15 protein-coding genes are annotated in these 22,909 nt (G+C 73.0%); 7 read left to right on the top strand and 8 right to left on the bottom strand.

The window, feature by feature from the left end:
• Window positions 1-126 precede the first annotated feature (126 nt).
• Both ACZ5GT_RS15270 and ACZ5GT_RS15265 read left to right on the top strand, forming a co-directional pair.
• Window positions 127-4,566: a hypothetical protein gene (locus ACZ5GT_RS15270; RefSeq protein ID WP_469021992.1), complete on the top strand. Its 4,440-nt coding sequence runs from the start codon at window positions 127-129 to the stop codon at window positions 4,564-4,566.
• Window positions 4,563-5,948 (top strand): esterase/lipase family protein, encoded by a 1,386-nt coding sequence (locus tag ACZ5GT_RS15265; RefSeq protein WP_469021988.1) that lies wholly within the window; start codon window positions 4,563-4,565, stop codon window positions 5,946-5,948. Before ACZ5GT_RS15270 ends, ACZ5GT_RS15265 begins: the two co-directional genes overlap by 4 nt.
• Before the next feature lie 50 nt (window positions 5,949-5,998).
• On the opposite strand, the gene ACZ5GT_RS15260 is transcribed toward ACZ5GT_RS15265, so the two are convergent.
• The 7 genes from ACZ5GT_RS15260 to ACZ5GT_RS15230 form a co-directional block, all read right to left on the bottom strand.
• Window positions 5,999-6,949 (bottom strand): phosphotransferase family protein, encoded by a 951-nt coding sequence (locus tag ACZ5GT_RS15260; protein ID WP_469021981.1) that lies wholly within the window; start codon window positions 6,947-6,949, stop codon window positions 5,999-6,001.
• 46 nt (window positions 6,950-6,995) lie between these two features.
• A complete protein-coding gene (locus ACZ5GT_RS15255; RefSeq protein ID WP_469021976.1) occupies window positions 6,996-8,123 on the bottom strand; it encodes a M24 family metallopeptidase in 1,128 nt (375 codons plus the stop codon).
• Window positions 8,124-8,241: 118 nt separating this feature from the next.
• Entirely contained in the window at window positions 8,242-8,895 is a 654-nt protein-coding gene (locus ACZ5GT_RS15250) for a PDZ domain-containing protein (RefSeq protein ID WP_469021971.1), read from the bottom strand.
• A gap of 701 nt (window positions 8,896-9,596) precedes the next feature.
• On the bottom strand, window positions 9,597-11,819 hold the full coding sequence (gene cyc2 / locus ACZ5GT_RS15245; protein ID WP_469021963.1) for a germacradienol/geosmin synthase Cyc2: 2,223 nt from the start codon (window positions 11,817-11,819) through the stop codon (window positions 9,597-9,599).
• A 75-nt stretch (window positions 11,820-11,894) separates the two neighbouring features.
• On the bottom strand, window positions 11,895-13,058 hold the full coding sequence (locus ACZ5GT_RS15240) for a damage-control phosphatase ARMT1 family protein (protein ID WP_469021958.1): 1,164 nt from the start codon (window positions 13,056-13,058) through the stop codon (window positions 11,895-11,897).
• A gap of 22 nt (window positions 13,059-13,080) precedes the next feature.
• Window positions 13,081-13,728, bottom strand: coding sequence for a ScbR family autoregulator-binding transcription factor (locus tag ACZ5GT_RS15235; protein ID WP_469021955.1), 648 nt, complete (start codon window positions 13,726-13,728; stop codon window positions 13,081-13,083).
• A 90-nt stretch (window positions 13,729-13,818) separates the two neighbouring features.
• On the bottom strand, window positions 13,819-14,772 hold the full coding sequence (locus tag ACZ5GT_RS15230) for a ScbA/BarX family gamma-butyrolactone biosynthesis protein (protein ID WP_469021952.1): 954 nt from the start codon (window positions 14,770-14,772) through the stop codon (window positions 13,819-13,821).
• A gap of 289 nt (window positions 14,773-15,061) precedes the next feature.
• Between ACZ5GT_RS15230 and ACZ5GT_RS15225 the strand changes: the two genes are divergently transcribed.
• Window positions 15,062-15,982, top strand: a complete 921-nt coding sequence (locus ACZ5GT_RS15225; protein WP_469021949.1) for a lytic polysaccharide monooxygenase auxiliary activity family 9 protein — start codon at window positions 15,062-15,064, stop codon at window positions 15,980-15,982.
• Between the two features lie 70 nt (window positions 15,983-16,052).
• Here ACZ5GT_RS15225 and ACZ5GT_RS15220 read toward each other — a convergent pair whose 3' ends face one another.
• A complete protein-coding gene (locus tag ACZ5GT_RS15220) occupies window positions 16,053-16,700 on the bottom strand; it encodes a Tat pathway signal sequence domain protein (RefSeq protein ID WP_469021942.1) in 648 nt (215 codons plus the stop codon).
• Between the two features lie 675 nt (window positions 16,701-17,375).
• Between ACZ5GT_RS15220 and ACZ5GT_RS15215 the strand changes: the two genes are divergently transcribed.
• From ACZ5GT_RS15215 to ACZ5GT_RS15200, 4 genes are all read left to right on the top strand, one after another.
• On the top strand, window positions 17,376-18,047 hold the full coding sequence (locus tag ACZ5GT_RS15215; RefSeq protein ID WP_469021937.1) for a DUF6230 family protein: 672 nt from the start codon (window positions 17,376-17,378) through the stop codon (window positions 18,045-18,047).
• A 269-nt stretch (window positions 18,048-18,316) separates the two neighbouring features.
• The gene (locus ACZ5GT_RS15210) at window positions 18,317-18,748 is read left to right on the top strand and encodes a DUF6114 domain-containing protein (protein ID WP_469022073.1); all 432 of its coding nucleotides are present in this window, start codon (window positions 18,317-18,319) and stop codon (window positions 18,746-18,748) included.
• Window positions 18,749-19,088: 340 nt separating this feature from the next.
• Window positions 19,089-20,093 (top strand): substrate-binding domain-containing protein, encoded by a 1,005-nt coding sequence (locus ACZ5GT_RS15205; RefSeq protein ID WP_469021929.1) that lies wholly within the window; start codon window positions 19,089-19,091, stop codon window positions 20,091-20,093.
• A 243-nt stretch (window positions 20,094-20,336) separates the two neighbouring features.
• Window positions 20,337-22,898 carry a sensor histidine kinase gene (locus ACZ5GT_RS15200; protein ID WP_469021926.1) on the top strand — a complete coding sequence of 854 codons (2,562 nt, stop codon included), beginning with the start codon at window positions 20,337-20,339 and terminating at the stop codon, window positions 22,896-22,898.
• Window positions 22,899-22,909 lie beyond the last annotated feature (11 nt).

Below are 22,909 nucleotides of genomic sequence, written 5' to 3'. Positions count from 1 at the left end.
TTACCCGCCCAGCCGTCCAGTAATGTGAGACGGCACACATTTCTTGGCGTGAGATGTCAGGTCTCCACGAGCATTCTGTCCATGGGCGGGTAGGTGGGGACGGCCTCCGAGGGGGGAGTCCCGGGGATGCAGCCAGCGCACGGGCGGGACGGGGTGGTCGCCACCGTCGTCGTCGACCGGTACCGGGGGGACGCGCGAGGGGCCAGGGACCGTACTCGCCTGAGGACGACCGCCGCGCGCTTCGTCGAGCAGACCCGACGCCTCGGGTTCGACGCCCCTGCGCTGAGCCTGGCCAGCGCGGACGTCACGGCCGCGGCGCCCCCGTCCGCGGGACGCGAGGGGATTCGCGCGTTCGTGCGGCGGCTGCATCAGCAGGCGGTGCGGCGGCGGATCCTCTACTGGACGGGGCACGGCGAAGTCGTCGGCGACACCTTCTACCTGGCCTGTGAGGACAGCTATGAGACAGGCCGGTTCGACCCCGGCCGGGCCGTGGCGGCCGCGGAACTCGTCGAGTGGCTCGCCCAGGACGCCACGGACACCCTGCTCGTCCTGGACGCCTGTTTCGCGGGTGAGGCGGTACGGGGACTGAGCGCCCAGGTCGAGAACGCGCGCGATCTGATGCGGCGGTCCGGCTCCCTCGCCGGATTCGCCTACCTCGCCACCGCCGAGTCCCGGCAGGAAGCGGTGGAGGGCCATTTCGTCGAGCGTCTCGAAGAGGTGCTGTCGAATCCCGCCTTCGTCGTGGGTGAGAGCGAGCGGATCTTCAGCCGGGAGAAGGACACCGTCGTCTTCCAGCACCTCATGCTCGGCGTGCAGACCCTGATGCGGGGGCAGGCACCGGTCTGGCGTGAAGTGCACACCCTGAGCCCCGAGTTCCTCACCAATCCCCACTGGTCCCCGCGGGTCAACGCCGCGCTGCGTCCGGAGGACGACGAGTCCTGGATCGGCAGGGAGTTCCGGCGCGCGGAACTGCCCGTCTTCTCCGACTCCGGCGAGCGCTGGCACCTGCGCGACTTCGCCTCGCGACACCGGGTGGTCACGGAAGTGGTCGACTGGCTGCGCGTCCAGGAATCGGGGATGTTCGCCGTCACCGGAGCGTCCGGTGCGGGCAAGTCGACCCTGCTGGCCTATGTGGCGCATCTGACGACGGAGAGCTTCGTCGCCTCACTGCCCGCGGATCGCCGGCCGCGGAACCTGCCCGAACTCCGTTCGGTGAACGCCGCTCTGCACTGCCGGGGCAAGACGCTCGCCGGGTTGTGCGAGGAGTTGACGGAGCGTCTGCGGCCGTTGGGCCTGGTGGTGCCCGACGGGGCCCGATTATCCCCGCCCGGCTGTGTGGAGAGGGTCAGGGACCTGGCCGGCCGGAAGGGCAGCCTCACCCTGATGTTCGACGGACTGGACGAAGCCGCGGCCGGTCACGCCTTCGACATCGCACGCGGCCTGCTCAACCCGCTCGCGGCACAGCCGCGGGTGCGCGTGGTGGTCGCCACCCGGGCCAACCCGCGCCGCAATCTGCCGGGCGATCCGCCCGCCGAGACCCTGCTGGAAGTCCTGCACTGCGTGCGTCCGATGGAGCTGGACCGGTCCGCCGAGGTCGAGCAGGACATCGCCCGCCATGTGGAACGTCTCCTCGGCGAGGAGAACTCCCCGTACAGCCGGCTGCGAGACGCGGCACAGACGCGCAGCGCGGTCGCGCAGTACATCGCGAGCCGCAGCAGCGGTCTCTTCCTCGTGGCCACCCTGTGGGCACGTCGTCTCGCCCAGCTGCCCACTCCGGTCGACGAGCACCGGCTCGACCGGGAACTCCGGAGCGGCACGGCCGTCCTGGACTCCCTGCTGACGGAGGAGCTGGACCGGCTCGACCCGCAGGACCCGGCCCGCGTCCGGGACTTCATGCGGAGCCTCGCTCTCGCTCAGGGCGTCGGGCTGCCCCAGCCGGGAGTGTGGCTCGCCGTGACCAACGCGGTGCGGGACGACGCCGTCGGCAGGGAATACGACAGCGCCGACCTGAGCACCGTGATCCGCGCGGCCACGGGCGTGACGATCGCCAAGGACGAGGAGTTCGGCCAGGAGGTCTACCGCCTCCACCATCCCAGTTTCGGCGCCCACCTGCTGTACGGCGAGACGGAGCAGAGACAGCAGCACCGCGCGGTGGTCCGCGCCCTCACCCCGCGCGAAGGTGTGGGCTGGCAGGACGTCGAACCCTACGTCGCCCACTACCTGGCGGCGCACGCCGCTCTGGCCGGGGACGACGCCCTGGAGGAGCTGGTGGCCGACCACCACTTCCTGGTGGCGACCTCGCCCGACGTCCTGGAGCCGCTGGTCGCCGGCCGGCTGGCGACCGGTCGGCAGAGCGCGTTGTACCTGCGCGTCGCCGACCACTTCCGCAGACATCCGTCGCCGCCGGCACGATGGGCGGTGCTGCGGGCCACCGCCCTGGCCATGTTCTCCCCGGAGTTCCTGAACGCCGTGCCGAAGCCCCCTTCCGTTTTCTGGGACGACGTGTGGAGCAGCGCGGAGCGGCTTCCGCTGCGACGGAGCCGGCCCGCTCCGTCGGGCGGGGCGCTCGCGGTGCACTGGGAGACCGACGGCGACGGGCTCATCCACATCGCCGGTGCCGGTGAGATCACCTCGTGGACCGAGGACGGGCGGGAGACGCGGACCAGGACCACGGGCCCGGCCACATGGCACTCGCCGCCCGTGCAACGGGGGGTCACGGCTTCCGGACGCGGGGAGAGCCGGGTGATCGCCGCGCACGACAGCCAGTGCGTGCGGATCTGGCACGGCCACCGCAGGCACCCGGTCGAGGAGCTGTACTGGGGAGGAACGCCGAACGCCCTCGCCTCCGCGCGGCACCGCCGGGACGTCTTCCTCGCCGCGGTCGACCGGACCGGCACCTGGGTGTGGCGGTGGGACTCCTCCCTGAAGTACGCCCGAGGGCGGTTGAGGCGGCCGTTCCACGTCTCCGCGCAGGCGCGCTGTGTGGCTCTGGCCGTCTCCGGCGGGCGGGTGGGCGTGGTCACGGGCGGCCCCGGAGGGGTGACCGTGTGGGAGGTGCAGGGGCTGCGGACCGGACAGAACCGGCTCGTGCGCACGCGTTCCCTGACCGACGGCGCGGAGGTGGTCAAGGCAGTTTCGGTGCTGGTTCGCGGGGACGGACCCGAGGCCGTGATCGCCGCCCTGGACGGCCACACGCTCCACGTCTGGCACGTGGAGGACCTCTTCCACGGCGAGGCGGAACTCCGGTTCCGCGCCCGCAGCGCGGGAGGGGCCGTGACCCTCGGGCACGGCCCCCACGGCGTGCTGACCGCCGTGCAGGAGAACGCCGAGCTGCATGTGTGGGACGAGTCCGGCAGGGAGTACACCCCCTTGCCCTGCGACCACGGGCACGATTCCCTGGCCTTCGACCCCTCGGGAACCGGCCGGCTGGCGGTCGCCGACGACACCCGGCTCCACATCTGGGAGCCGCACGCTCCCTTCGAGGCAGGAGGCGCCGCCCGGGCGCCTGTCCGGGGCCGCGTTGCCGAGAGCCCGCAACTGCGGCTGGTGCGGGACTCCGACGGGACCATGCTCCTCGCCCGCTCACAGGGCATCGACGTGCTGCTCAGTCTGCACACCGGGTCCGGCCGCGTCGTCGAGGGACCACGGCTCCCGCACTCGTACCAGGTGACCGCGGTCGCCGCCGCGAGAACCGGTGAGGGATGGGCGACCGCGGCGGTCGGTCGCCGGCACGTGGTGCTGTGGAAGCTCGGCCCGCGACTGGAGCTGCTGGGGACCGAGGAGTTCGACCTGCCCGGCGCGTCCGACCTGCGAACCCCCACGCTCGGGCTGTCCGTCACCGGCACAGGTCTGATGCGCCTGATGTGGCCGTCCGGGCAGAACGTCATCACCTGGGAACGCGAGCAGTGGGAGCGGGCCGGCCCCTGGCGGGAGGGACGCACCTTCGTGCTGACCGCCTCGGGCTCCGTGCAGCAGCTGGACGTGGTCGGCGTGCCCGGCGGCCCGTCCTGGCTGTCGCTCTGGGGCGGCGACGCGGTCCGGGTCTGGAACCTCGCCGAGCCCCAGGCCCGGCCGGAACCGGTCGACTGCCCCGGCGCGAGGGCGGTCGCGACCGGCCTGCTGAGACGGGCGGTCCGGTCCGTTCCGCTGGTCGCCTACGCGACGCCGTACACCGTGCGCTTCCGCCAGTGCGACGGCCGCATCGGCAGGCCGGTCGACCTTCCGGAGCAGCCCGGCGCGCCGCTCGACGGGCTCACTCTGGCCGGGCCGCCGGAACGGCCCCTGCTCGCCGGCTGGAGCCGGGAGTCCGGGAGCCTGCGGCTGTGGGACGTCAGGCAGGAGCGGCGGCTGGAGCCGGTCGAGTCCCGCGGTTACGAGGTGACCAGCGTGGACTCCGCCTACGACGGGCACGACATCACACTCATGATCCAGGGCATCGCGCAGAAGAGCCTCCGCTGCGACCAGGTGGTGCTGCCCTGGCCGGCCGACGGGGGCGGTCCGACGCCACGGATCGTCCGGCGGCAAGGGGCGGAGACCGCCCAAGAGGGAAGCGAGAGCATTCGGTGAGAGACGATCTCGTCGTCGTGGTTTCGGGAATCATGGGCACGGCCCTGACCCGGGACGGGCACGACGTCTGGGACCTGAGCCTGCGGGCGATCGGCGGCGTCCTCGGGTCGACGCGGACCAGAGAGACGCTCAAGCTGCAGCAGGGCATCGGGGACGAAGATCCGGAACCGCCGCACGCCCTGGACGTGGGCGGGCCCATCCTCGGCCCGCGTCTGCTGCCCGGCCTGATCTCCGACACCGGATACGCCGGCCTCCGCGGGAAGCTGGGTGTCGAGGCGGACAGGTTCCTGGTCTTCTCCTACGACTGGCGGCTGTCCAACCGCAACTCGGCCCGGAAACTGCGGCGGTTCGTCGACGAGCGGCTGTCGCGCTGGCAGGAGACAGCCGATCCGGCACTGCATCCCGGAGCCGGCGACGCCAAGGTGGTCTTCCTGTGCCGTTCCATGGGCGGCCTCGTCGTGCGGTATTACACAGAGGTCCTCGGCGGATGGGAGAAGACCCGGTCGGTCACGACGCTGGGCACGCCCTTCTCGGGGAGCGTCAAGGCGCTGCGGTTCCTGACGGGGCAGGCGCGGTGGGTGCCCGGACCTCTCAACGAGCAGATCCGCGAGATCTGCTCGACGTATCCCTCGCTCGGGCAGCTGATTCCGACCTACCGGATCGTGCTGGACGAGGAGCACGGCAGGGTCGCGCTGGACAGCCGCACCCCGCCGGAGGGAGTGGACCCGTCGATGATCGAGGATTCGGTGCGGTTCTGTATGGAGATCGACGATGCCATGCAGCAGAACGACGCCCGGTACGGGCGTCATCGCTACGACCTGTTCGCGTTCGGGGGCGACAAACACCGCACCGATCAGGCGGTCTCGTTCCCCATGGGGAGCCGACCGAGGTTCCACTCCGACTTCTCGAAGTCCACCGATTTCCATGACCGGTACCTGCCGCCTCCACGTGGTGACGGCACGGTGTCCTACCTTGCCCAGACCCCGCCCGAGTGGTCGAGTACCGGCCGGCCGCTGTGGCTGGACAGCAGGCACGCTGATCTCATGAACGCGGACAAGGCCATCGAGCAGCTCAAGCGCATCTGTGACGACGTACCGCTCGCCCAGGCGCTGAGTTCCGAGTACCCGGTCGGCGTGGAGCTGCCCGATGTCGCCGTCGCCGGCGAGCCGTTCGAGATCTGGGCGACGAACGCCGAACCCGCGTTGCGTCTGCGGGTGCGGCGCCTCGCCGAGAACGGCGGATGCGTGTGGGACGAGGAGATGCGGCCGTGCGGTGACGGGGCCTTCCTCGCCGAGACACGCGCCGAGCGCGGGCGGTGGACACTGGAGGTGTATTCGCCGACGGCCGGCTACGTGTGCCGGGACGTGCTTCTGGTCGTGTGACCACGTCGACGCGTTGCGGGACTCTCTTGGCGCGAGGCCGGACGGAACTCTCAGAACCCGTCGTCCGAGCCGTCCTCGCGCAGCTCCGTCACCCGTTCCAGGAGGATGGCCTCCCAGGCCCGCCGCAGCTGGGTCCGCAGCAGCGGCAGCGGGCCCACGTCCTGGCCGCCGAGGCGTGCGGCCAGCCGGATCACCGTGTCACAGCGGGCCAGCCACAGGCCGCGCAGACAGGGCCGGGCGCCGTAGCCGGCCAGGGTGGCGGCGCGCACGGCCGCCGGGGAGCCGACGGCGAGGGCGAGGCCGGCGATGTCCTCGGCGGGGTCGCCGACGGCCGCGTCGGACCAGTCGAGGACTCCGCGCACCCGGCCGTCGGCGGTGGTCACCAGGTGCTCGCCCCTGAGGTCGTGGTGGACGAGGACCGCCGTGCCGGGCTGGGCGGCGAGCTGCGCCGCGGCCGGACCGGTCAGCTGGATCATCCGGTCGGAGTCGAACTCGTCGGCGGCGCGCAGTCGTTCGGCCGCTTGCACGGCCATCCGGCGCAGCGCCTCCAGGGAGCGCGGTGCGGTGCGCGGCACGCCGAGCGTCTCGGCCTGCCGGACCGGCACCTCGCGCAGCCCGCCGAGCAGCCCGGCGAGGTCGGCCTCGCCGACGGCCGACACGTCGTGCTCCTCCGCCGTACCGCCGGGCAGCTTCGCGTCGAGCGTGTACGTCAGCCCGGGCGCCCACTCGCCGCGCGCCACGCTGGTCGGCACCGTGACCGGCAGGTGGGGCCGGACCAGCTCGCGCAGCCGCAGCTCGCGGCGCTGCCGGACGGCGGCCTCACGGTCGAGGGCGAGGCGCAGCACGTGCCTGCCGCCGACCCACCAGGTCGAGTGCCCGCCGCCCTCGGTGACGGGCCGCACCTCGGGTCCTGCGGTGCCGGCGCCGTCCGCGCCCTCCTTGAGCAGGGTGCGGACCAGCCGGCGGACGGTGTCCGCGGTGGGTGTCGGTGCCTGGGTCATGGTCGCGCCGTCGTCCTCGGGGATGTGCCGGGTCTTTCGGAGTGGTTCACTCCACTATGACCATCTCCCGGTCGGTGGTGTTCAGCCGTCGGCCGCCGTCCTCGGTGACCGTGACGATGTCCTCGATGCGCACGCCGAACCGGCCGGGCAGGTAGACGCCGGGCTCCACGGAGAAGCACATGCCGGGCACCAGGGGCTGCCGCTCACCCTCGATCATGTACGGCGGCTCGTGCGTGGTGACGCCGATGCCGTGGCCGGTGCGGTGGATGAAGTACTCGCCGTATCCGGCGTCGGCGATGACCGCGCGGGCGGCCCGGTCGACGTCCTGGCAGGCCACGCCGGGGCGGACCGCGCGGAAGCCCGCCTCCTGCGCCTCGCGCACGATGTCGTGCACCCGGCGCTCCTCTTCGGTGGGTTCGCCGACGTGCACGGTGCGGGAGGTGTCGGAGCCGTAGCCGTCCTTGAGGCCACCGAAGTCGAGGACGACCATGTCGCCGCGCTGGATGACGCGGTCGCCCGCCTCGTGGTGGGGGTCGGCGCCGTTCGGACCGGAGGCGACGATGGTGAAGTCGACCTGCTCGTGGCCGTACTGCCGCAGCAGGCCGGCGAGGTCGGCGGCGACCTCCGACTCCCGGCGGCCGCCGAAGGCAACCTCGCGGATCTCCTCGAACGTCCGGTCCGCGGCCGCGCCGGCGGCGGCCAGCAGCCGCAGTTCCGCGGCGTCCTTGACCGCGCGCAGCATCGGCAGGGCTTCGGTGAGGGATGCGTAGGACGTGCCGGGCAGCGCCTTCTGCAAGGCGAGCAGGTGCATCGCCCAGGCGTTGTCGCTGATGCCGAAGGTCCCGTCGACGTCGAGGAGGACGGCGGTGGCCGCGTACGGGTCCTTGCCGTCGGTCCAGTCGCGCAGGCTCATGGCGGACGCGCCGGGGGCCTTGGCGGCGTCCGGGGCCTCCAGGGTGGGCACGACCAGGACGGGGGTGCGTCCGGGGGCCAGGACGAGCAGGGTGAGCCGTTCGGTGACCGCGGGGGGCGCGTATCCGGTGAGCCACACCATGTCCGGCCCCGGCGCCACCAGGAGCCCGGCGAGACCGGCGTCGGCGGCCGCGGCCGCCGCGCGCTCCATACGGGCCCGGTAGTCGTCGGCGGTGAAGGGCGAGGTCGTGCTGCCGGTCATCCGGGCCTCCTCGAGCGGGTGACGGGATCACTGTGCCACGCTCAGCATCCTGCCCGTACGCGGGGAACGACGCGAGCCGGTTCCCCGGTTTCGCGCGCGTTTCCGGTCCCGGGGCGGGTCAGGTGACGACGCCGGGCACGACCGTCAGCCGCTGGTGGACGCCGTTGCGGTGGCGCACCGTCAGCGTGACCCGGGAGCCGGGGCGGGTCCGGGCGACGGCGTGGGCGAGGTCGGCGGCCGAGCCGACGGGCGTACGGCCGAACCCGAGGAGCACGTCGCCCCGGACCAGGCCCGCCGAGGCTGCCGGGCCGGGCACGTGGACGGCGACCAGCAGCGCGCCGGTCGTCTTCTCGTCGTCCGTGGCCGCTGCGGCCCGTGTGGCGTCTGTGGCGTCCGTCGGGTTCGCGGCTTCCGCCGCGTCCACGGCTTCCACGCCGAGGGTCGCGGCCGCAGCGACGGGTGCCGGGGCCGGTGCGGAGGAGGCCGGCGGGGCGGGCGGCTCTGGACGGGCGGGGGGCCGGGCCGCCGGTGCCGCGTGGCGTCCCGGGCGGAGGAGTCCGTCCATGCCGATCGCCGTGGCGCCGAGGGTGCCGAGGCCGACCCCGGACAGCAGCAGCACCGTGCCGGCGATCAGTCCGGACAGCACGGCCCTGAGCCGTCGGAGCCGCCGCCGTGCGGTGTGCGGACGCCGGGCGGGGGGTGGCACGGTCGCCGAGCCGTCGCCGGGCGGCCGGCCGGGCAGCGGCTTGGGACGCAACGCGGTCTGTTCCATCAAACGCCTCCGGCTGACGCGGATCGGTCCGCCGGTGCCCTACCCGGCGGACCGGCGGCCGACGAGCCACGAACGAGTGAGACTGACCAGGGGGCGGAACCGGGAAGACGGTCCCGTACGCATCGTCACGGCCACCGCATCCGCCACGGCCCGGGACGGGAGCGGGAGCGGGATCACGGCCGCGCGGGGGACGCCCGTGGCCGCGGATCGGGGCAGGCAGGGGCAGGTCGCGGCGGGCGGTGGCGTGCGGGGGCCGACGGCGGCGCCGCGCTGGCGTGCGGGGGCCGACGGCGGCGCCGCGCTGGCGTCGGCAGGGGCGCCGACGCGGTGAGGGTACGGACGTCGGCGCCCCCGTGACGCGTCGAGGGACGGCAGCGGCGGCGGCCGTTCACGGCCTGCGTCCGGCACGTTCGGCGCGCCCAGTCGCGGGCATCGGTGGGTTCGCCAGGGCGCCGTCCGGGGCGCCCGGGCGGAACCCCGGGGCGCGTCGAGAGGCGGCAGCGGCGGCGGCCGTTCACGGCCTGCGTCCGGCACGTGCGGCGCGCCCAGGCGGGGGCGTCGGTGGTTGCCGGGGCGCCGTCCGAGGCGCCCGGGCGGAACCCCGGGGTGTGTCGGGCGGCGCCCCGGGGTGTGTCGGGTGGCGCCCCGGGGTGTGCCGGGTGGCAGGGTGTGCCCGGGGTTCCTTCCGGCGCCGTGCGTGGTCAGCGGGCCGCGTCGGACAGCCGGAGCGGGTCGCCGGGCGGACGGCCGGGGGCCGGTTGGTGGCGTCGGCCGACGGGCAGCGCGGGCGGGCGGTCCGGCAGGAAGGCGTGGGCCCGGCGGGCCAGGAAGTCGGGCTTGTAACGGTCCACGGAGCGGTGCCAGTTGAGGATGCCCGCCATCCAGTTCCGCAGATCGGCCACATAACCCTCCATGGCGTCGCGCCCCTCCTTCGACAGCGCGAAGTCGTCGTAGACGACCGGCAGTTCGTGCTCGACGACGTGCTGGAACTGCTGCATCCGCCGGGCCATCAGGTCGTGCACGACGCCGAGCGCGGTGGGGTAGTCGATGCCGAAGAAGTTCTGCACGACGAGAATCGCGTTGTGGATCTCGCCCTCGTACTCGATCTCCTTCTGGTACGAGAAGACGTCGTTGAGCAGGCACGCGTAGTCGACGGCGGCGTTCTCCAGCGAGCGCACCGGCCCGCTGCGGTAGACCTCCGGCGCCACCGCGGGCCCGTGCCCGGCCCGGCACAGGCCGAGGGTCAGGTCGGCGCCGAAGGTGGCGCGGCGCATCTCCAGGTAGTCGACGGGGTCGGGGATGCGGTTCTGGAGCTGGTTGGACAGCTCCCACACCCAGCTCTCGGTCATCGTGTCGATGGCGTCCTTCAGGGAGCGCCGCGCGTCCGGGCCCATCCCGGCCGTGGTGCGGGGCCACAGGTCGAGGAGGCCGCGTTCCATGGCGTTGACGGGGACGACGGCCGGCTCGCCGTCGACGGGCATGCACGCCGACAGGCGCCGGGTCGTCAGCCGGGCGGCGGCCAGGTCGCGGCGGTGGCCGAAGACGAGGGGGTAGTAGTCGTCGCCGTAGGTCCCCCAGGCGAGCCACTGCGCGCTGAGGTCGAGGGCCTGCGGTGTGGCGTCCGGGTCGAGTCCGGCCGAGCAGAGCGCCAGGTCGTAAGCGGCGAGCTTGTCCTCGTCCCAGACGCCTTCCTGGAGGATGCCCATGCGTCGCGTCCACTGCGTGAGGCGGGGGCGGGCGGCGGCCAGGTGCGGGCTGAGCTCGACCTGGAAGGGCATCGGGAAGTCGGGCAGCAGCGACGGGCCGACCTTCTGGTACGGCACGTACGTCCAGGCGCGCAGCCGGTCGGCACCGGCCGCCGCGAGCAGGCCGCGGACGTCGGCGGCGGAGGTGCCGGGCCCGGTGGGGGTCTGCCACGGGCGGGCGGCACGCGCGCCCGCGTTCATGTAGCGGCTGGAGCGCAGGTGCCATTCGTGGCCGCCGGACTGCCAGTCCTGGAGTCCGCGCGTGTACGCGGCGACGGCGGCGACCTCGTCCGGGGTCAGGCCCCGGTCCAGGGCCAGCGCGGGCACCTCGGTCAGCGCCGTGTGCTCGAACTGCTGCATGCGGGAGGTGAGGATGTCGTTGACGAGGTCGGCGGCCTGCTGGGTGGTGCAGCCGAAGAAGGTCTCCAGGACGAGCACGCCGTTGCTGTTCTCGCCCTCGTCCTCGACCTCCCGCTGGTAGGAGAACAGGTCGTTGCGCAGGTGCACGGCGTCGGCGAACGTCTCCATCAGCACCCGCAGCGGCCGGGTGCCGGCCGCCGACGCGGGCACCTCGGCGGTCGCGTACTCCACGAGCCCCGCCGACCAGGGGGCGCCGCCGACCTTGCGGCGCATCTCGATGTACTCGACGGGGTTGGCGATCCGCCCCTCGTTGATGTTGGACAGCTCCCACAGCGACTCGTTGAGCAGGTGCTCGGTGGCCAGGGCGAAGCGCCGGCGCCAGTCCGCGGACATCGCCGGGACGGTACGGGCCCACAGGTCGGCGAGGCCCGCCTCGACCGGGTTCAGCGGTTCCGGGACCGGGGCCGACAGGGCCGGCGGCATGAACAGCGGCAGGCGGTCCAGGTAGGCCTTGCCGCCGGCGCGGTCCTGGGTGCGCTTGAAGGTCTCGAGGAAGTGGTCGTCGAAGAAGAAGACCCACACGTACCAGTCGGTGATCAGGGACAGGGCGGGGCCGTCGCAGTCGGGGTGGGTGCAGGCGCAGAGCAGGCCGTAGTCGTGGGCGTCGAGGTCGGACTGCTCCCAGATCCCGGAACCCTCCAGCATGCCCATCTCGCGCGCCCACGCGGTCGAGTGGGCGCGGGCCTCGTCGACGTGCGGGTTCAGCCGCGCGGGGTACGGCATGTAGAAGTGCGGGAGTTCGAAGGGCTGCTGCGTCATGGCCGGGGCTCTACCCGTGGCTCTCCGGCGGCATCCGCGGGCGGGGGGACGACCACCCCATCGCGTGAACCGGTGTCAGGCCCTCACCTGGATCAGCGCGTGTGTGCCGCCGGTGCGCCAGCGTTGTCCCTCGGCCGACACCAGCGCGGTCTCCGTGGCGGCGTCGAGGCCGGTGATCACGTCCGACTTCAGGGTGCGCAGGGCGGCCACCGGGCCCGGGAAGCCGACGGTGACGTCGCGGAAGGGCGTGGTCGGCGGCCACCGGCGGTCGCCCACCAGGCGGCGGTAGTTGAGGTCGCCCTTGACGACGGTGAGGGCGGCGCCGGCGAGTTCCGCGCGCAGGTCGGCGGGCATCTCGGCGAAGGGCAGGGGCGCGGCGGAGAAGGGGTGCGCGCGGACCGTGAGGCGGCCGTCCCCCATCGCCGACCACAGGGTGCGCCCGTAGGCGGCGGCCCGGCCAGGCGCCGCGGTCAGCCGGCGCAGGGCGTCCACCACGTCGGCGGCCGTGGCGTCGGAGACGTAGTACGGGTACGGCTTGACGTGCAGGACGGCCCGCAAGATGCGCCCCTGCCGCAGGAGGTGGGCGATCAGGAGCAGGTCGGGGACGAGTTCCCGGCCGGCGTTGTCCGCGATCAGGCACAGCGTGCCCCGCAGCAGCGGCCACAGCAGCTCGCTGTCGTCGGCGACCAGACCGGGCGCGGGCTCCGCGGTCCCGTCGTGCCCGGAGAGGCGGAAACCGAGGTCGGCGCGGTTGCCCCAGAGGGAACCGTGCAGCAGTGCCGCCTCCTGCTCCTCGGCGGACCGGCCGGCCAGGTCGTCCAGGGCGGCCAGTTCCTCGTCGGTCCGCGGGGAGTCGAGCTCGGCCCGCTTCAGCGGCCCGAAGGGATCGACGCCCTGCCAGGGGCCGGGTGCGAAGTAGCCCACGGATTCGAGCAGTCGGCGGTAGAAGTAGCTCTCCGACCAGAGCCAGGGGATCTTGAACCAGGACCGGCCGGTGTACTCGTCCGCGCCCCAGGCCGTCCACCGGTCCCGGTCGTGGGCGCCGGCGGGGAGTGGTTCGAGCACGCCCTCGGCGCAGCTCGCGAGGAGCGCGTCGAGCGCGCGGAGTTGCGCGGGGCCGTACGGGAAGGAATCCCGTACCTGCCGGATGATCGCGGGGTGCCGTTCGGCGAGCACGCTGTGCGGGAACGAGCCCGGCTCGTCGCCGAGGATCACGGGCGCGGACGGGGTGTCGGGCATGCGGCTCACCGTATCGCGCGGTTCACAGCGTCCTGATCTCCCGCTCCAGCCGGGTGGCGAGGGTGAGGTAGCGGGGCCGCCGCGGGACCGGTACCAGTCCGCGGATCATCACGTGCCACATCTCGGCCACCCGCCGCGGCTGACGGGCGACGGGTTCGAGGGACCGGCCCACGACGCGTGCCCCGACGAACCAGCTGACGAGCGCGTGGGCGGCGGCCTCGACGTCGATGTCCTGGTGGACGTCGCCCTCCCTGGCGGCGCCGTTGAGCTTGCGGATGGCGACCTCCCGCCACTCGGTGAAGGGATGGGTCAGCGGAGGGCGCACCTCGACCTGCCCGGCGGCGAGCCGGAGGCCGGCCCGCGGGACCGGGTCCTCGACGGACAGGCGCGCGATGCCGAAGGTGATGCGGATCAGCGCCTCGAGCGAGGAGTGTCCACGGCCGTCCGTCTCGGCGACCACCTCACGCCAGGCCCTGGACTGCAGTTCCATGATGGCGTCGGCCAGGTCCTCCTTCGCCGCGAAGTGGAAGTACAGCGCGCCCTTGGTGACTTGGGCGTGCTCGACGATGTCGCTGAGACTGGTCGATTCGTAACCGTGACGGTCGAACAGGTCGGCGGCGGCCGTGATGATCGTCGCGCGGGTCTGCTCGGCGCGTAACTGCCTCGCCATCGACTGAACACTCCTGGGACGGAACTGAACACTCCTGGACGGGAAAGAACGGGTCGTGCCGTTTGTTTCTTACTCGCCGTACACGATATCTCACGGTTCGGCGACTTCGACGGCGCACTCGAAGACCACCGATTCCCCCTGCACCGCACGGACCTGAAGGACCGTCCGGTCGTCGTCACGCACCTCCACCCATACGGGACGGTCCAGTTCAGCGTAGCGACGGAACAGCGCGTGGAACGACACGGGCGCGCGGCGGCCCGCGGTGCGCGCCCGCACGGCCTGGCCGGCGGCCTCCAGGAGCAGCATGCCGGGTACGTGATCAAGTGGGTGGTCGAAAAAAACAGGGTGGGCGGTATCTACGCGGAGCCGCAGTCGCCCGGCGGGGCCGGGCGGGGCGAGCACGACGTCCGCCGCCAGGCCGCGGCCCACCGTGTCCGGCGGCAGGGCGGGCGGAAGGGGCGCCGCGGGCACGGCGCCGGGGGTGCGGCCGCCGCGCAGCCTGCGATAGACGGACTCGCGGGTCCAGCTGACGTCCAGCCGCGCGGTCGCGACGCGTTCGTCACCCAGCCGCACCTCCGCGTCGCAGGTGAGCGCGGCGGGACGGCCGCCGCGGTGACGGCTCGGGGTGACGGCGACGGCGACGGCGGGTGCGGCGGGTGCGGCCCCGACGGTCAGGCGTCCGGGCCGGAGGACGGCGACCCTCAGGTCGTGCAGCACGAAGCGGTCGTCCAGCGGGACGCCGTACTCGGCGTGGGCGAGCAATGCGCCGCACTGGCGGACGGTCTCGGCCACGAGCAGCGGTTCGTACGCGGTCCGGTCGGGGGAGACGTACACCGGGTGGGCCCGGGGCCACTGGGCGGACAGGACGAACCGGTCGGCGCCGGTGCGCCGCCAGCCGGTGAGCAGGGTCTCCGCGACGGCGACGCGATGCACCAGCCGACACGGCACCGTCGCCGTCAACTCGCCTTCTGGAAGGTTCAGTTGCCTGGGTTTCGAGAGGCTCGCCGGGGTCGGGGCGCCGGCGTGCTGCCGCAGCTGGGGCATGTCTCTCCCTCGGCTCCCCGAATGACATGACAGGCCGGACGGCCGGTTTCCGACGTCCGTGAAACGCAACAATACGAGCCGACCGGTTGGTTTTCAATGAGACGCGGGTGATCCACCGCTGCGTACGACCGCTCCCGCGCCTCCCGGGGCGCCCGTCAACTGTTCCTGAGCCATACGCCAGTTGGCGACATGACCCATTCCGTCCGGATCGGGAGGTTGAACGCGCCCGGCGGGTCTCCCGTACTTGACGGGAGCAGCCCGTTCCCGCGCCGCCGAGGAGACGTTCCGGATGCCCCGGATGACCACCCACCGCACCGCCCTGGCAGCCGCCCTCCTGATCCCTTTCGCCCTGCCCCTGTGGGCGGCCGGACCGGCGCGGGCGCACGGCGCACCGACCGATCCGGTCAGCCGGGCGTACGCCTGCTCCCCCGACGGCGGCGCCGCTTCCCGCTCGGCGGCCTGCCGGGCCGCCGTCACCGCGAACGGCGCCCCCTTCACCCTCTGGGACAACCTGCGTGTGGCGGACGTCGGCGGCCGGGACCGGCAGGTCATCCCCGACGGGCAGCTGTGCAGCGGCGGCCTGGCCGCCTACAAGGGCCTCGACCTGGCCCGCTCCGACTGGCCGGCGACGAACCTGACGCCCGGCGGGAGGCTGACGATGACGTACGCCTCCACGATTCCGCACACCGGCACCTTCAAGCTGTACCTCACCAGGCCGGGATACGACCCGGCCAAGCCGCTGACCTGGTCGGACCTGCCCGAGAAGCCGTTCGCCGAGGTGACGGACCCGGCCCTGACGAACGGGGCGTACCACATCGGCGCGACGCTGCCGTCCGACCGGACGGGACGCCATGTGCTGTACACGATCTGGCAGAACAGCAGCACGACGGACACGTACTACTCGTGCTCGGACGTGGTGTTCCGGTCGGCGGGGACGGCCGCCGACGGCGCGTCACCCTCCGCGACGGGGCAGCGGGCAGCCGCGAGCGGCACGCCGACGCCGTCCGCGGACGGGCGCCGCGCGCAGGCGGACCCGGCCGGGACGACGGCGAAGGCGGCGGTGACGCCGTCGGATTCCGACAGCGTTCCCGTCGCCTCCACCGCCGCCGCCGGCTCGGGCCCGTCCGCGCCGGTGGTGGCGGGCGGCGCCGCCGCGGTGCTGGTGCTCACCGGCGGCGCCGCCCTGGCGCTGCGTCTGCGTCGACGCTGAGGTTCCGTGCTGCGTGGACTGTCGAACTGGTGGAACTGACGCAACTGGTTGAACTCGTCTTGCGGTTGCGCTAGTTGACGAAGACCGTCGCGCCGTTGTCCGTCACCGGGGCGTACTTGGCGGTGAAGTAGCCGCTGCTGAAGCAGAGCGACGAGCCGGACGTCTTGGTGAACTGCTGGTTGGTGAAGGAGATGCTGTTGCCGGTGTTGCTCGCCGTGCCGGTGAGGCTCGGCGCCTGGTAGACGCAGGTGATGGAGCCCAGCAGGGTCCGCAGCTTGACGGTGGTCTGGATGGTGGAGCCGCTCGCCGGGCTGATCGTGACGACTCCGGCGGAGGTCACGGTGGCGGTGTAGGGCAGGTTGTCGACGGTGATGCTGTTGACGCCGAGCACACCGGTGACGTTGCTGGTGCAGCTGCTGCTGTCGAAGGTGTGCGCGGTGACCTGCTCGGTGGCCGTGCCCGGCGCGGCCGGGTTGTCGGTCACCGTCGCGGTGAACTGCGACGAGGTGCAGGTCACGCCGCTGGTGCCGGTGGCGCTGGAGTAGAGCGTGGCGGAGGTGCCGCTGGCCAGCGGAGCCGTCAGCACGTCGCCGACCGCGGCGGCCGAGCCGCCGGCGGAGCCGGTGGTGAGGACGGATCCGGCCGCCGAGGCGGGCATGGCCGGGAGGGAGAGGGCGGCGACGGCTCCGACGAGGCTGAGGAGGGTGCGAGTGCGCATGGGTGCGTACCTCTTTCCGGTGGGGGCTGCGGGTTGGGGGAGTGCAGGCTTCCGGCGTGATGCGCGAGAGGGTGCGGGACGCGGATCGGCGCCCGCCGTTGCCGGCCCGTGACGCCTTCTCCGTACGTGACGGGCCGGGAGCGGCGACCGGCCGGTGACCGGCCGGGGACCTGGAAAGGGCCTCCGGCCGGGCCGGGCGGGAGAACCGGCCGGCACGGGACCAGGGGATAGGGCGCCCGTGCTGAGCCGTGAAGGGGGTCGGACGAGAACTGCCCGTACAGGACGGGCGGGATCCGGGAGACGCGGACGATGCCGCGCGGCGGGATCCGGCGCCACGGATCCGGGGGAAGCCAGGGGCAGTTCTAGACCTGATGCTCAGTCAACGTCAATACATCACACCGGAGTTGACCCGAGCTTGGGGCGTCTTCGAGGGGGCGCCCGACAGCTGCGGCAGAGCGCGAACGTCCAGGTGACACACAACCGACACCCTTTTTTTACAACTCCCTTGACCCTCGAATGTAACCCCGGGTAACTTCCTCGGAGGCTACTGCGGAGTACGTGAAAGCCCTTCCATCCGCCGGGAGGTGGAGGAGTGGTGCGCCGCAGCCGCTGTCCGCGCCAGGACAACGCGCCGCTGATGCCCAACTCGCACTGACTATGCACACGGGAGCAGAAATGGCCTCGTCCTCGGACGTCACCTCGTCCGCCGAGCACAACCCAGGGAACCCGGAGAGCGGTTCCGTGTCCGATCCGGCGAGACGCGGGCGGGTCCGCCTGCGCCGCGCCGCGGTGATGGCGGTTCCTGCCGTCGCGGCCGTCGCCGGAATGGCGATCCTCACCGCCGAGGGAGCGCTCGGCGTGCAGTTCTCCATCTCCGGGATGCCGTTCACGGTCACCGCGACCGAGCTCGACGGCACCGGCTTCGAGCAGTTCGGCGCGCTCGACGAAATGGCCGAGGACAGCCCCAACGCCGGCGACACCGGCGGCCAGGTGCTGGTCATCACGTCAGCGATCAAGAACGCCACGCTGACGAAGCTGTGCCAGAGCGTCGACCTCGGCGGCACCAACCTGCTCATCACCGCGGGTGGTGGGGCGTCGAAGGTGCAGGCGAGCGACCTCACCACCGACTCGACCGAGGTGTCCGGCGACGCCTCCTTCAACAACATCGAGATCGGCAACGACGCCAGCACGCTCACCAAGGCCGGAGTGAAGGGCCCGAAGGGCGTCTTCAGCCAGCAGGCCGACACCGTGCACATCGCCAACCTGCGGCAGACCAACTACGCCACCACGGCCGGGGTGTTCAAGCTCCCGGGCCTGAAGATGCGCTTCAGCGACTCGGGTTGCTGATGTCGGCGGGCTCGGACGAAGGCATCCGCCCGGGGACGACGGCCGCTGATCTGGAGGCGGCCTTCGGCCCGGAGCGGCGTACCCACGCGAAGCCGGACACCGGACCGGAGCCGGCCGCGGGAGCGCAGTCGGCCCTGCGAGCGGAGTCGGCCTCCGGACCGGAGCCGGCCGCACGCCTGGAGTCGGTCGCCGGACCCGGGCCGGCCGCGGACCCCGGGGCGGCCGGCGGACCGGAGCAGGGTGTCCGGCGCGAGCCTGACACGGCACCCGTGGCCGACGCCGGGGCGCGGCGGGGCGTGCGGGCGGCCTTCGGGCGCTGGCGGGCCGGCCGGCCGTTCTGGGGCGGGCTGCTGCTCGCCCTGGGCGGGGCGGAGATCCTGCTCACCGAGAAGGCCTCGCTGAAGGTCGTCATGCACATCGGCATGCAGGGTCTGGCCGGCTACCTGCTGCCGGCCCTGATGCTGCTGTGCGGACTGCTGATCCTCTTCAGCCCAGCGCAGCGCCTGTTCTACTCGATCGTCGGGGTCCTCTCCTCGCTGGGCACCTGGGTCACCTCGAACCTGGGCGGCTTCTTCGTCGGCCTGCTGCTCGGGCTCGTCGGCAGTTGCCTGGCCTTCGGCTGGCTGCCGGACCAGGAGCCGCGCAGTGTCCGCCGGCAGCGCCGGAGGGAGGCCCGGGCCGCGAAGACCGTCCAGGCCTGAGCCCTCGGCGGCATCCCGCCCCGCACCGGCCGGCCCCTGTCACGGGGCCGGCCGGTTGCGTCGTGCGGGGCTGTGGCGGGGCCCGTGACGGATGCCGCGCCGGACGCCGTCATGGCTGCCGTGACGGGGCCGTCGTGTGACGCGACCCGGAGAGTTGATCACAATGCGACAGCATCGACTCACTCCACGTGGCCATTCACTTGACTGCCGGCGGTCACACACGATTGGCTCCGGGCCAGCGAGAATCACCCGGTCGGCGTACGGCGTTCGCATGCCGTCCGGGGGGTCTGCCGTCTCGCCGTTCCTCTTGCTCGGCCGCACAGCGAGGTGCCGCACCCTCATGAACACTGCTCCCCCGCCCGCCTCCCGCAGAACCGTCCGCTTCGTGGCCCTGGCCGCGGCCGTCCTCCTCGTGACCGGCTGCTCCGCGCCGGACGGCCGGTCGGACTCCGGCACGGACGCGGCCGGCCGGGCCGGCACCTCCCGCCTCAAGGTCACCCTGATCACGCACGCGACCGACGGCGACACGTTCTGGGACCTGGTGCGCAGGGGCGCCGAGGCGGCGGCCGCCAAGGACGGCATCGAGCTGACGTACGCCAACGACCCGGACACGGCGGGACAGGCCGAACTGGTGCGGGACGCCGTCCGCGACAAGGCCGACGGCATCGCGGTGACCCTCGCCAAGCCGCAGGCGATGAGGGACCCGGTCGCCCGGGCCAGGAGCGCCGGCATCCCCGTGGTCGGCCTCAACTCCGGTATCGGCGCCTGGCAGTCGGAGGGGCTGCTGGAGTACTTCGGGCAGGACGAGAGCGTGGCGGGCCGCGCCGTCGGCGACAAACTGGACGCCCTGAAGGCCCGGCACGCCCTGTGCGTCATCCACGAGCGGGGCAACGTGGCCCTCGAGGCGCGCTGCGCCGGCGTGAAGAAGACCTTCGGCGGGCAGACCGAGATGCTCTATGTCGAGGGCACCGATCACCAGGCGGTCGGTGCCGCGATCACGGCGCGGCTGCGGCAGGACCCGACGATCGACGAAGTGGTCACCAACGGGGCCCAGTTCGCGCTGACCGCGGTCAAGTCGGTCGAGCAGGCGGGCAGCAGGGCCCAGGTCGCCACCTTCGACCTGAACGAGGACCTGGTGAAGGCCGTCCAGGGCGGTGACGTGCAGTTCGCCGTGGACCAGCAGCCCTACCTGCAGGGCTACCTGGCCGTGGACGCGCTGTGGCTGTACCGGACCAACGGCAACGTCAGCGGCGGCGGGGTGGCCCCCGTGCTCACCGGGCCGGCGTTCGTGACGAAGGCGAACGTGGCCTCCGTGGCGAGGTTCGCCGCGGGCGGCACCCGCTGACGGACGCTTCGTCCCCGGATGCCCGGATGCCGCGAAGGATTTCGGTGACCCACGCCACGTCCGGTCAATTGTGCGGATAGCATCCTGCACACCCCTTGTGCCGTACCGGACACGCGACCACCCCCGCGTCCGCTTCCCCGATCCCTCCCCGTCCTCTCCCCGATCCGTCCCCGTCCCCGTCACGCCCTCCGATCCGTCTCCGTTCCCCTCCCGCTCATCTCCTGCTGATCGCCTAGGACGACGATGTCTCCACGGACAGGTGCCCGGCGCCGTCTCGGCTCCATACGCCTCTCGCTGATCCTGCTGGCGCTGGTGCCCGGCGTCACGCTCGCCGCCGTGTGGGGCGTCACGACGAAGCAGATGTTCACCGAGGGGCTGCGGCTGCGCGCTCAGACCGAGCTGAGCCGGTCGACCGGCATCATGGGCACCGACGCGACGCTCGCGCTGCAGCGGGAACGCAGCCTGTCCGCCGCGTGGCTGGCCTCGCCGCACGGCTCGCGGACGGCACGGGAGGGCGCCCGGGCGGCCCTGGAGGAGCAGCGCGCGGAGACGGACCGGGCGGTCGCCAAGCTGGTCGGCCAGTCCGACGCCATCAACCGGGCCCCCGCCCGCATCTCCGACCAGTTGTACTCGGTGGTCGGCTCGGTCGGCAGCCTCGAGTACTACCGGGGCCAGGTGGACAACCTGACCGACATCACCGCCGAGCAGGCGCTGGGGCAGTACAGCTCGATCATCGACGAGCAGATCCACGCCTACCAGGAACTCTCCCAGGTCGACGACGGCGACCTCACTTCCCAGGCCGGACCGCTGGTCGCCCTCGAACACGCGGCGGAACTCGTCTCGCAGGAGAACGCCCGGCTCACCCTGGCCTGGCCGTCCGGGTACCTGGACGAGAAGGCCTGGAGCGACTTCTCCCAGCTGGTCGGCACCCGCCGCTGGCTCGTGAAGGACCAGATCGTTCCCCTGCTGCGGGGCAGCGCGAAGGCGCAGACCGAGCGGATCCTGCAGAGCCCCGAGTGGCGGGCGCTCGAGGGCGTCGAGGACCAGGTGCTCGCGGCCGGACCCGTGGCCGACGGCGGCAGGGTCGCGCTGCCGGACGCACGACGGCAGTGGGCCGACGCCCTGACGAAGGTCGGCGACGCGTACGCGCGGCTGATCCGGTCCCAGACGTCCGGCCTGCTCGACCGCAGCGCCGACAAATCGCACAGCCTGCTGCTGACCGCCGCCTCGCTGAGCGCGGGCGGACTGATCGCCCTGCTGCTGTGCGTCGGCATGTCCTGGCGGATCACCCGTTCCCTGTCCCGGCGGCTGCGCGGCCTGCGGGAGGCCACCCTGAGCCTCGCCGAGGAACGGCTGCCGGACGTGGTCGCCCGCCTCGACCGGGGCGAGAAGGTCGACGTCGATCTCGCGACGCCGCCGCTGGACTACGGCCGCGACGAACTCGGCCAGGTGGCACAGGCGTTCAACACCGCGCAGCGCACGGCGGTGCACACCGCCGTGGAACTCGCCGACACCCGGCGCGGCTTCCAGAAGGTGATCCTGGGCATCGCCCGGCAGAGCCAGAACCTGGTCAACCTGCAGCTCACCAAGCTGGACGCGCTGGAGCGCGAGCACTCCGACCCCGAGGTCCTGAAGGGCCTCTACGAACTGGACTCCACCGCCAGCCAGTTGCGCCGGTACGAGGAGAACCTGGTCATCATCAGCGGCGAACAGCCGCGCCGCAGCTGGCGGGAGCCGGTCGCACTGATCGACATCCTGCGCAGCGCCGTCGGCGAGGTCGCCGAGTACCGGCGGGTGGAGGTGGACACCGACGAGGACGTGTACCTGGTGCCGCCCGCGGTGGCCGACGTGATCCACCTGCTGGCCGAACTCATCGACAACGCGACCGCCTACTCGCCCGCGCCGAGCCCGGTCGGGGTGCGCGCCGCGATGGTGGCCAAGGGCCTGGCCGTGGAGATCGAGGACCGCGGGCTCGGCATGTCGCAGGAGGAGTACCTCGCGCTCAACGCCCAGTTGGGCGTGGAGCCGCAGTTCGACGTGGTCGCGCTGGCCGACGACCTCCGGCTCGGCATGTTCGTGATCGCCCGGCTGGCCACCCGGCACGGCATCGCCGTCACGCTGCGCCCGTCGCCGTACGGCGGGACGACGGCGATCGTGCTGCTGCCGCACGACATCGTCGTACGGGAGGCGGCGTGGGACGCGGACGCGGCGCACGCGGCGGATGCCGCAGGTGCTGCGGATGCCGCGGATTTCGCGGGGCCGGAGGAAGCTGCTCGGACCGCGGGACCGGTCCCGGCGGACGGGCACACGGACGCGACCGCGGACACGACCGTGGACACGACCTTGGCCGGGACCGTGGCCGTGGAGGCCCGGCCGCGGCCGGCGCCCGCGGCCCGGCCCCGTGGCTCCGCCGACGACGGCGAGCACGCCCGCGCGCAGGAGAACGGGCGCGTGGACCGGGCCGGGCACACGGAACCCGCGGACGCCGGGCACCCGCAGCCGGGGGACGCCGGCCGTGCGGGAGGTGACGGTCGGCGCGGCCGGCCGGCCCCGCTGCCCCGCCGGATTCCGCAGACCAGCCTCGCCGCCGAGCTCCGCGAGGACGTCATGCCCCCCGCGGAGGACGACGACGACTTCACCGCGGAACGCGCCGCCTCCTCGCTCGCCGGGTTCCAGCGCGGCACGCTGCGGGCCCGCGACGACGGCGCCGAGCCGCCGAGCGACCCGGAGCCGGGCGCCGCCTCCCCTGCCGCCCCCGGCTCCCCCGCCGACCCCGAGCCCTCGACCCCGCCCGCCGACAGCTGACGAAGGACATC

Source organism: Streptomyces sp. NPDC031340, assembly GCF_055569945.1.
The sequence above is the reverse complement of the archived record's forward strand: the minus strand, read 5'-3'. Positions and strand labels throughout refer to the sequence as shown.

Excerpts from the sequence above, each read along its gene's own strand:
- ACZ5GT_RS15270 (WP_469021992.1), top strand. The coding sequence starts at position 127 with ATGCAGCCAGCGCACGGGCGGGACGGGGTGGTCGCCACCGTCGTCGTC.
- ACZ5GT_RS15260 (WP_469021981.1), bottom strand. The coding sequence starts at position 6,949 with ATGACCCAGGCACCGACACCCACCGCGGACACCGTCCGCCGGCTGGTC.
- ACZ5GT_RS15255 (WP_469021976.1), bottom strand. The coding sequence starts at position 8,123 with ATGACCGGCAGCACGACCTCGCCCTTCACCGCCGACGACTACCGGGCC.
- ACZ5GT_RS15250 (WP_469021971.1), bottom strand. The coding sequence starts at position 8,895 with ATGGAACAGACCGCGTTGCGTCCCAAGCCGCTGCCCGGCCGGCCGCCC.
- cyc2 (WP_469021963.1), bottom strand. The coding sequence starts at position 11,819 with ATGACGCAGCAGCCCTTCGAACTCCCGCACTTCTACATGCCGTACCCC.
- ACZ5GT_RS15240 (WP_469021958.1), bottom strand. The coding sequence starts at position 13,058 with ATGCCCGACACCCCGTCCGCGCCCGTGATCCTCGGCGACGAGCCGGGC.
- ACZ5GT_RS15235 (WP_469021955.1), bottom strand. The coding sequence starts at position 13,728 with ATGGCGAGGCAGTTACGCGCCGAGCAGACCCGCGCGACGATCATCACG.
- ACZ5GT_RS15230 (WP_469021952.1), bottom strand. The coding sequence starts at position 14,772 with ATGCCCCAGCTGCGGCAGCACGCCGGCGCCCCGACCCCGGCGAGCCTC.
- ACZ5GT_RS15225 (WP_469021949.1), top strand. The coding sequence starts at position 15,062 with ATGCCCCGGATGACCACCCACCGCACCGCCCTGGCAGCCGCCCTCCTG.
- ACZ5GT_RS15220 (WP_469021942.1), bottom strand. The coding sequence starts at position 16,700 with ATGCGCACTCGCACCCTCCTCAGCCTCGTCGGAGCCGTCGCCGCCCTC.
- ACZ5GT_RS15215 (WP_469021937.1), top strand. The coding sequence starts at position 17,376 with ATGGCCTCGTCCTCGGACGTCACCTCGTCCGCCGAGCACAACCCAGGG.
- ACZ5GT_RS15205 (WP_469021929.1), top strand. The coding sequence starts at position 19,089 with ATGAACACTGCTCCCCCGCCCGCCTCCCGCAGAACCGTCCGCTTCGTG.
- ACZ5GT_RS15200 (WP_469021926.1), top strand. The coding sequence starts at position 20,337 with ATGTCTCCACGGACAGGTGCCCGGCGCCGTCTCGGCTCCATACGCCTC.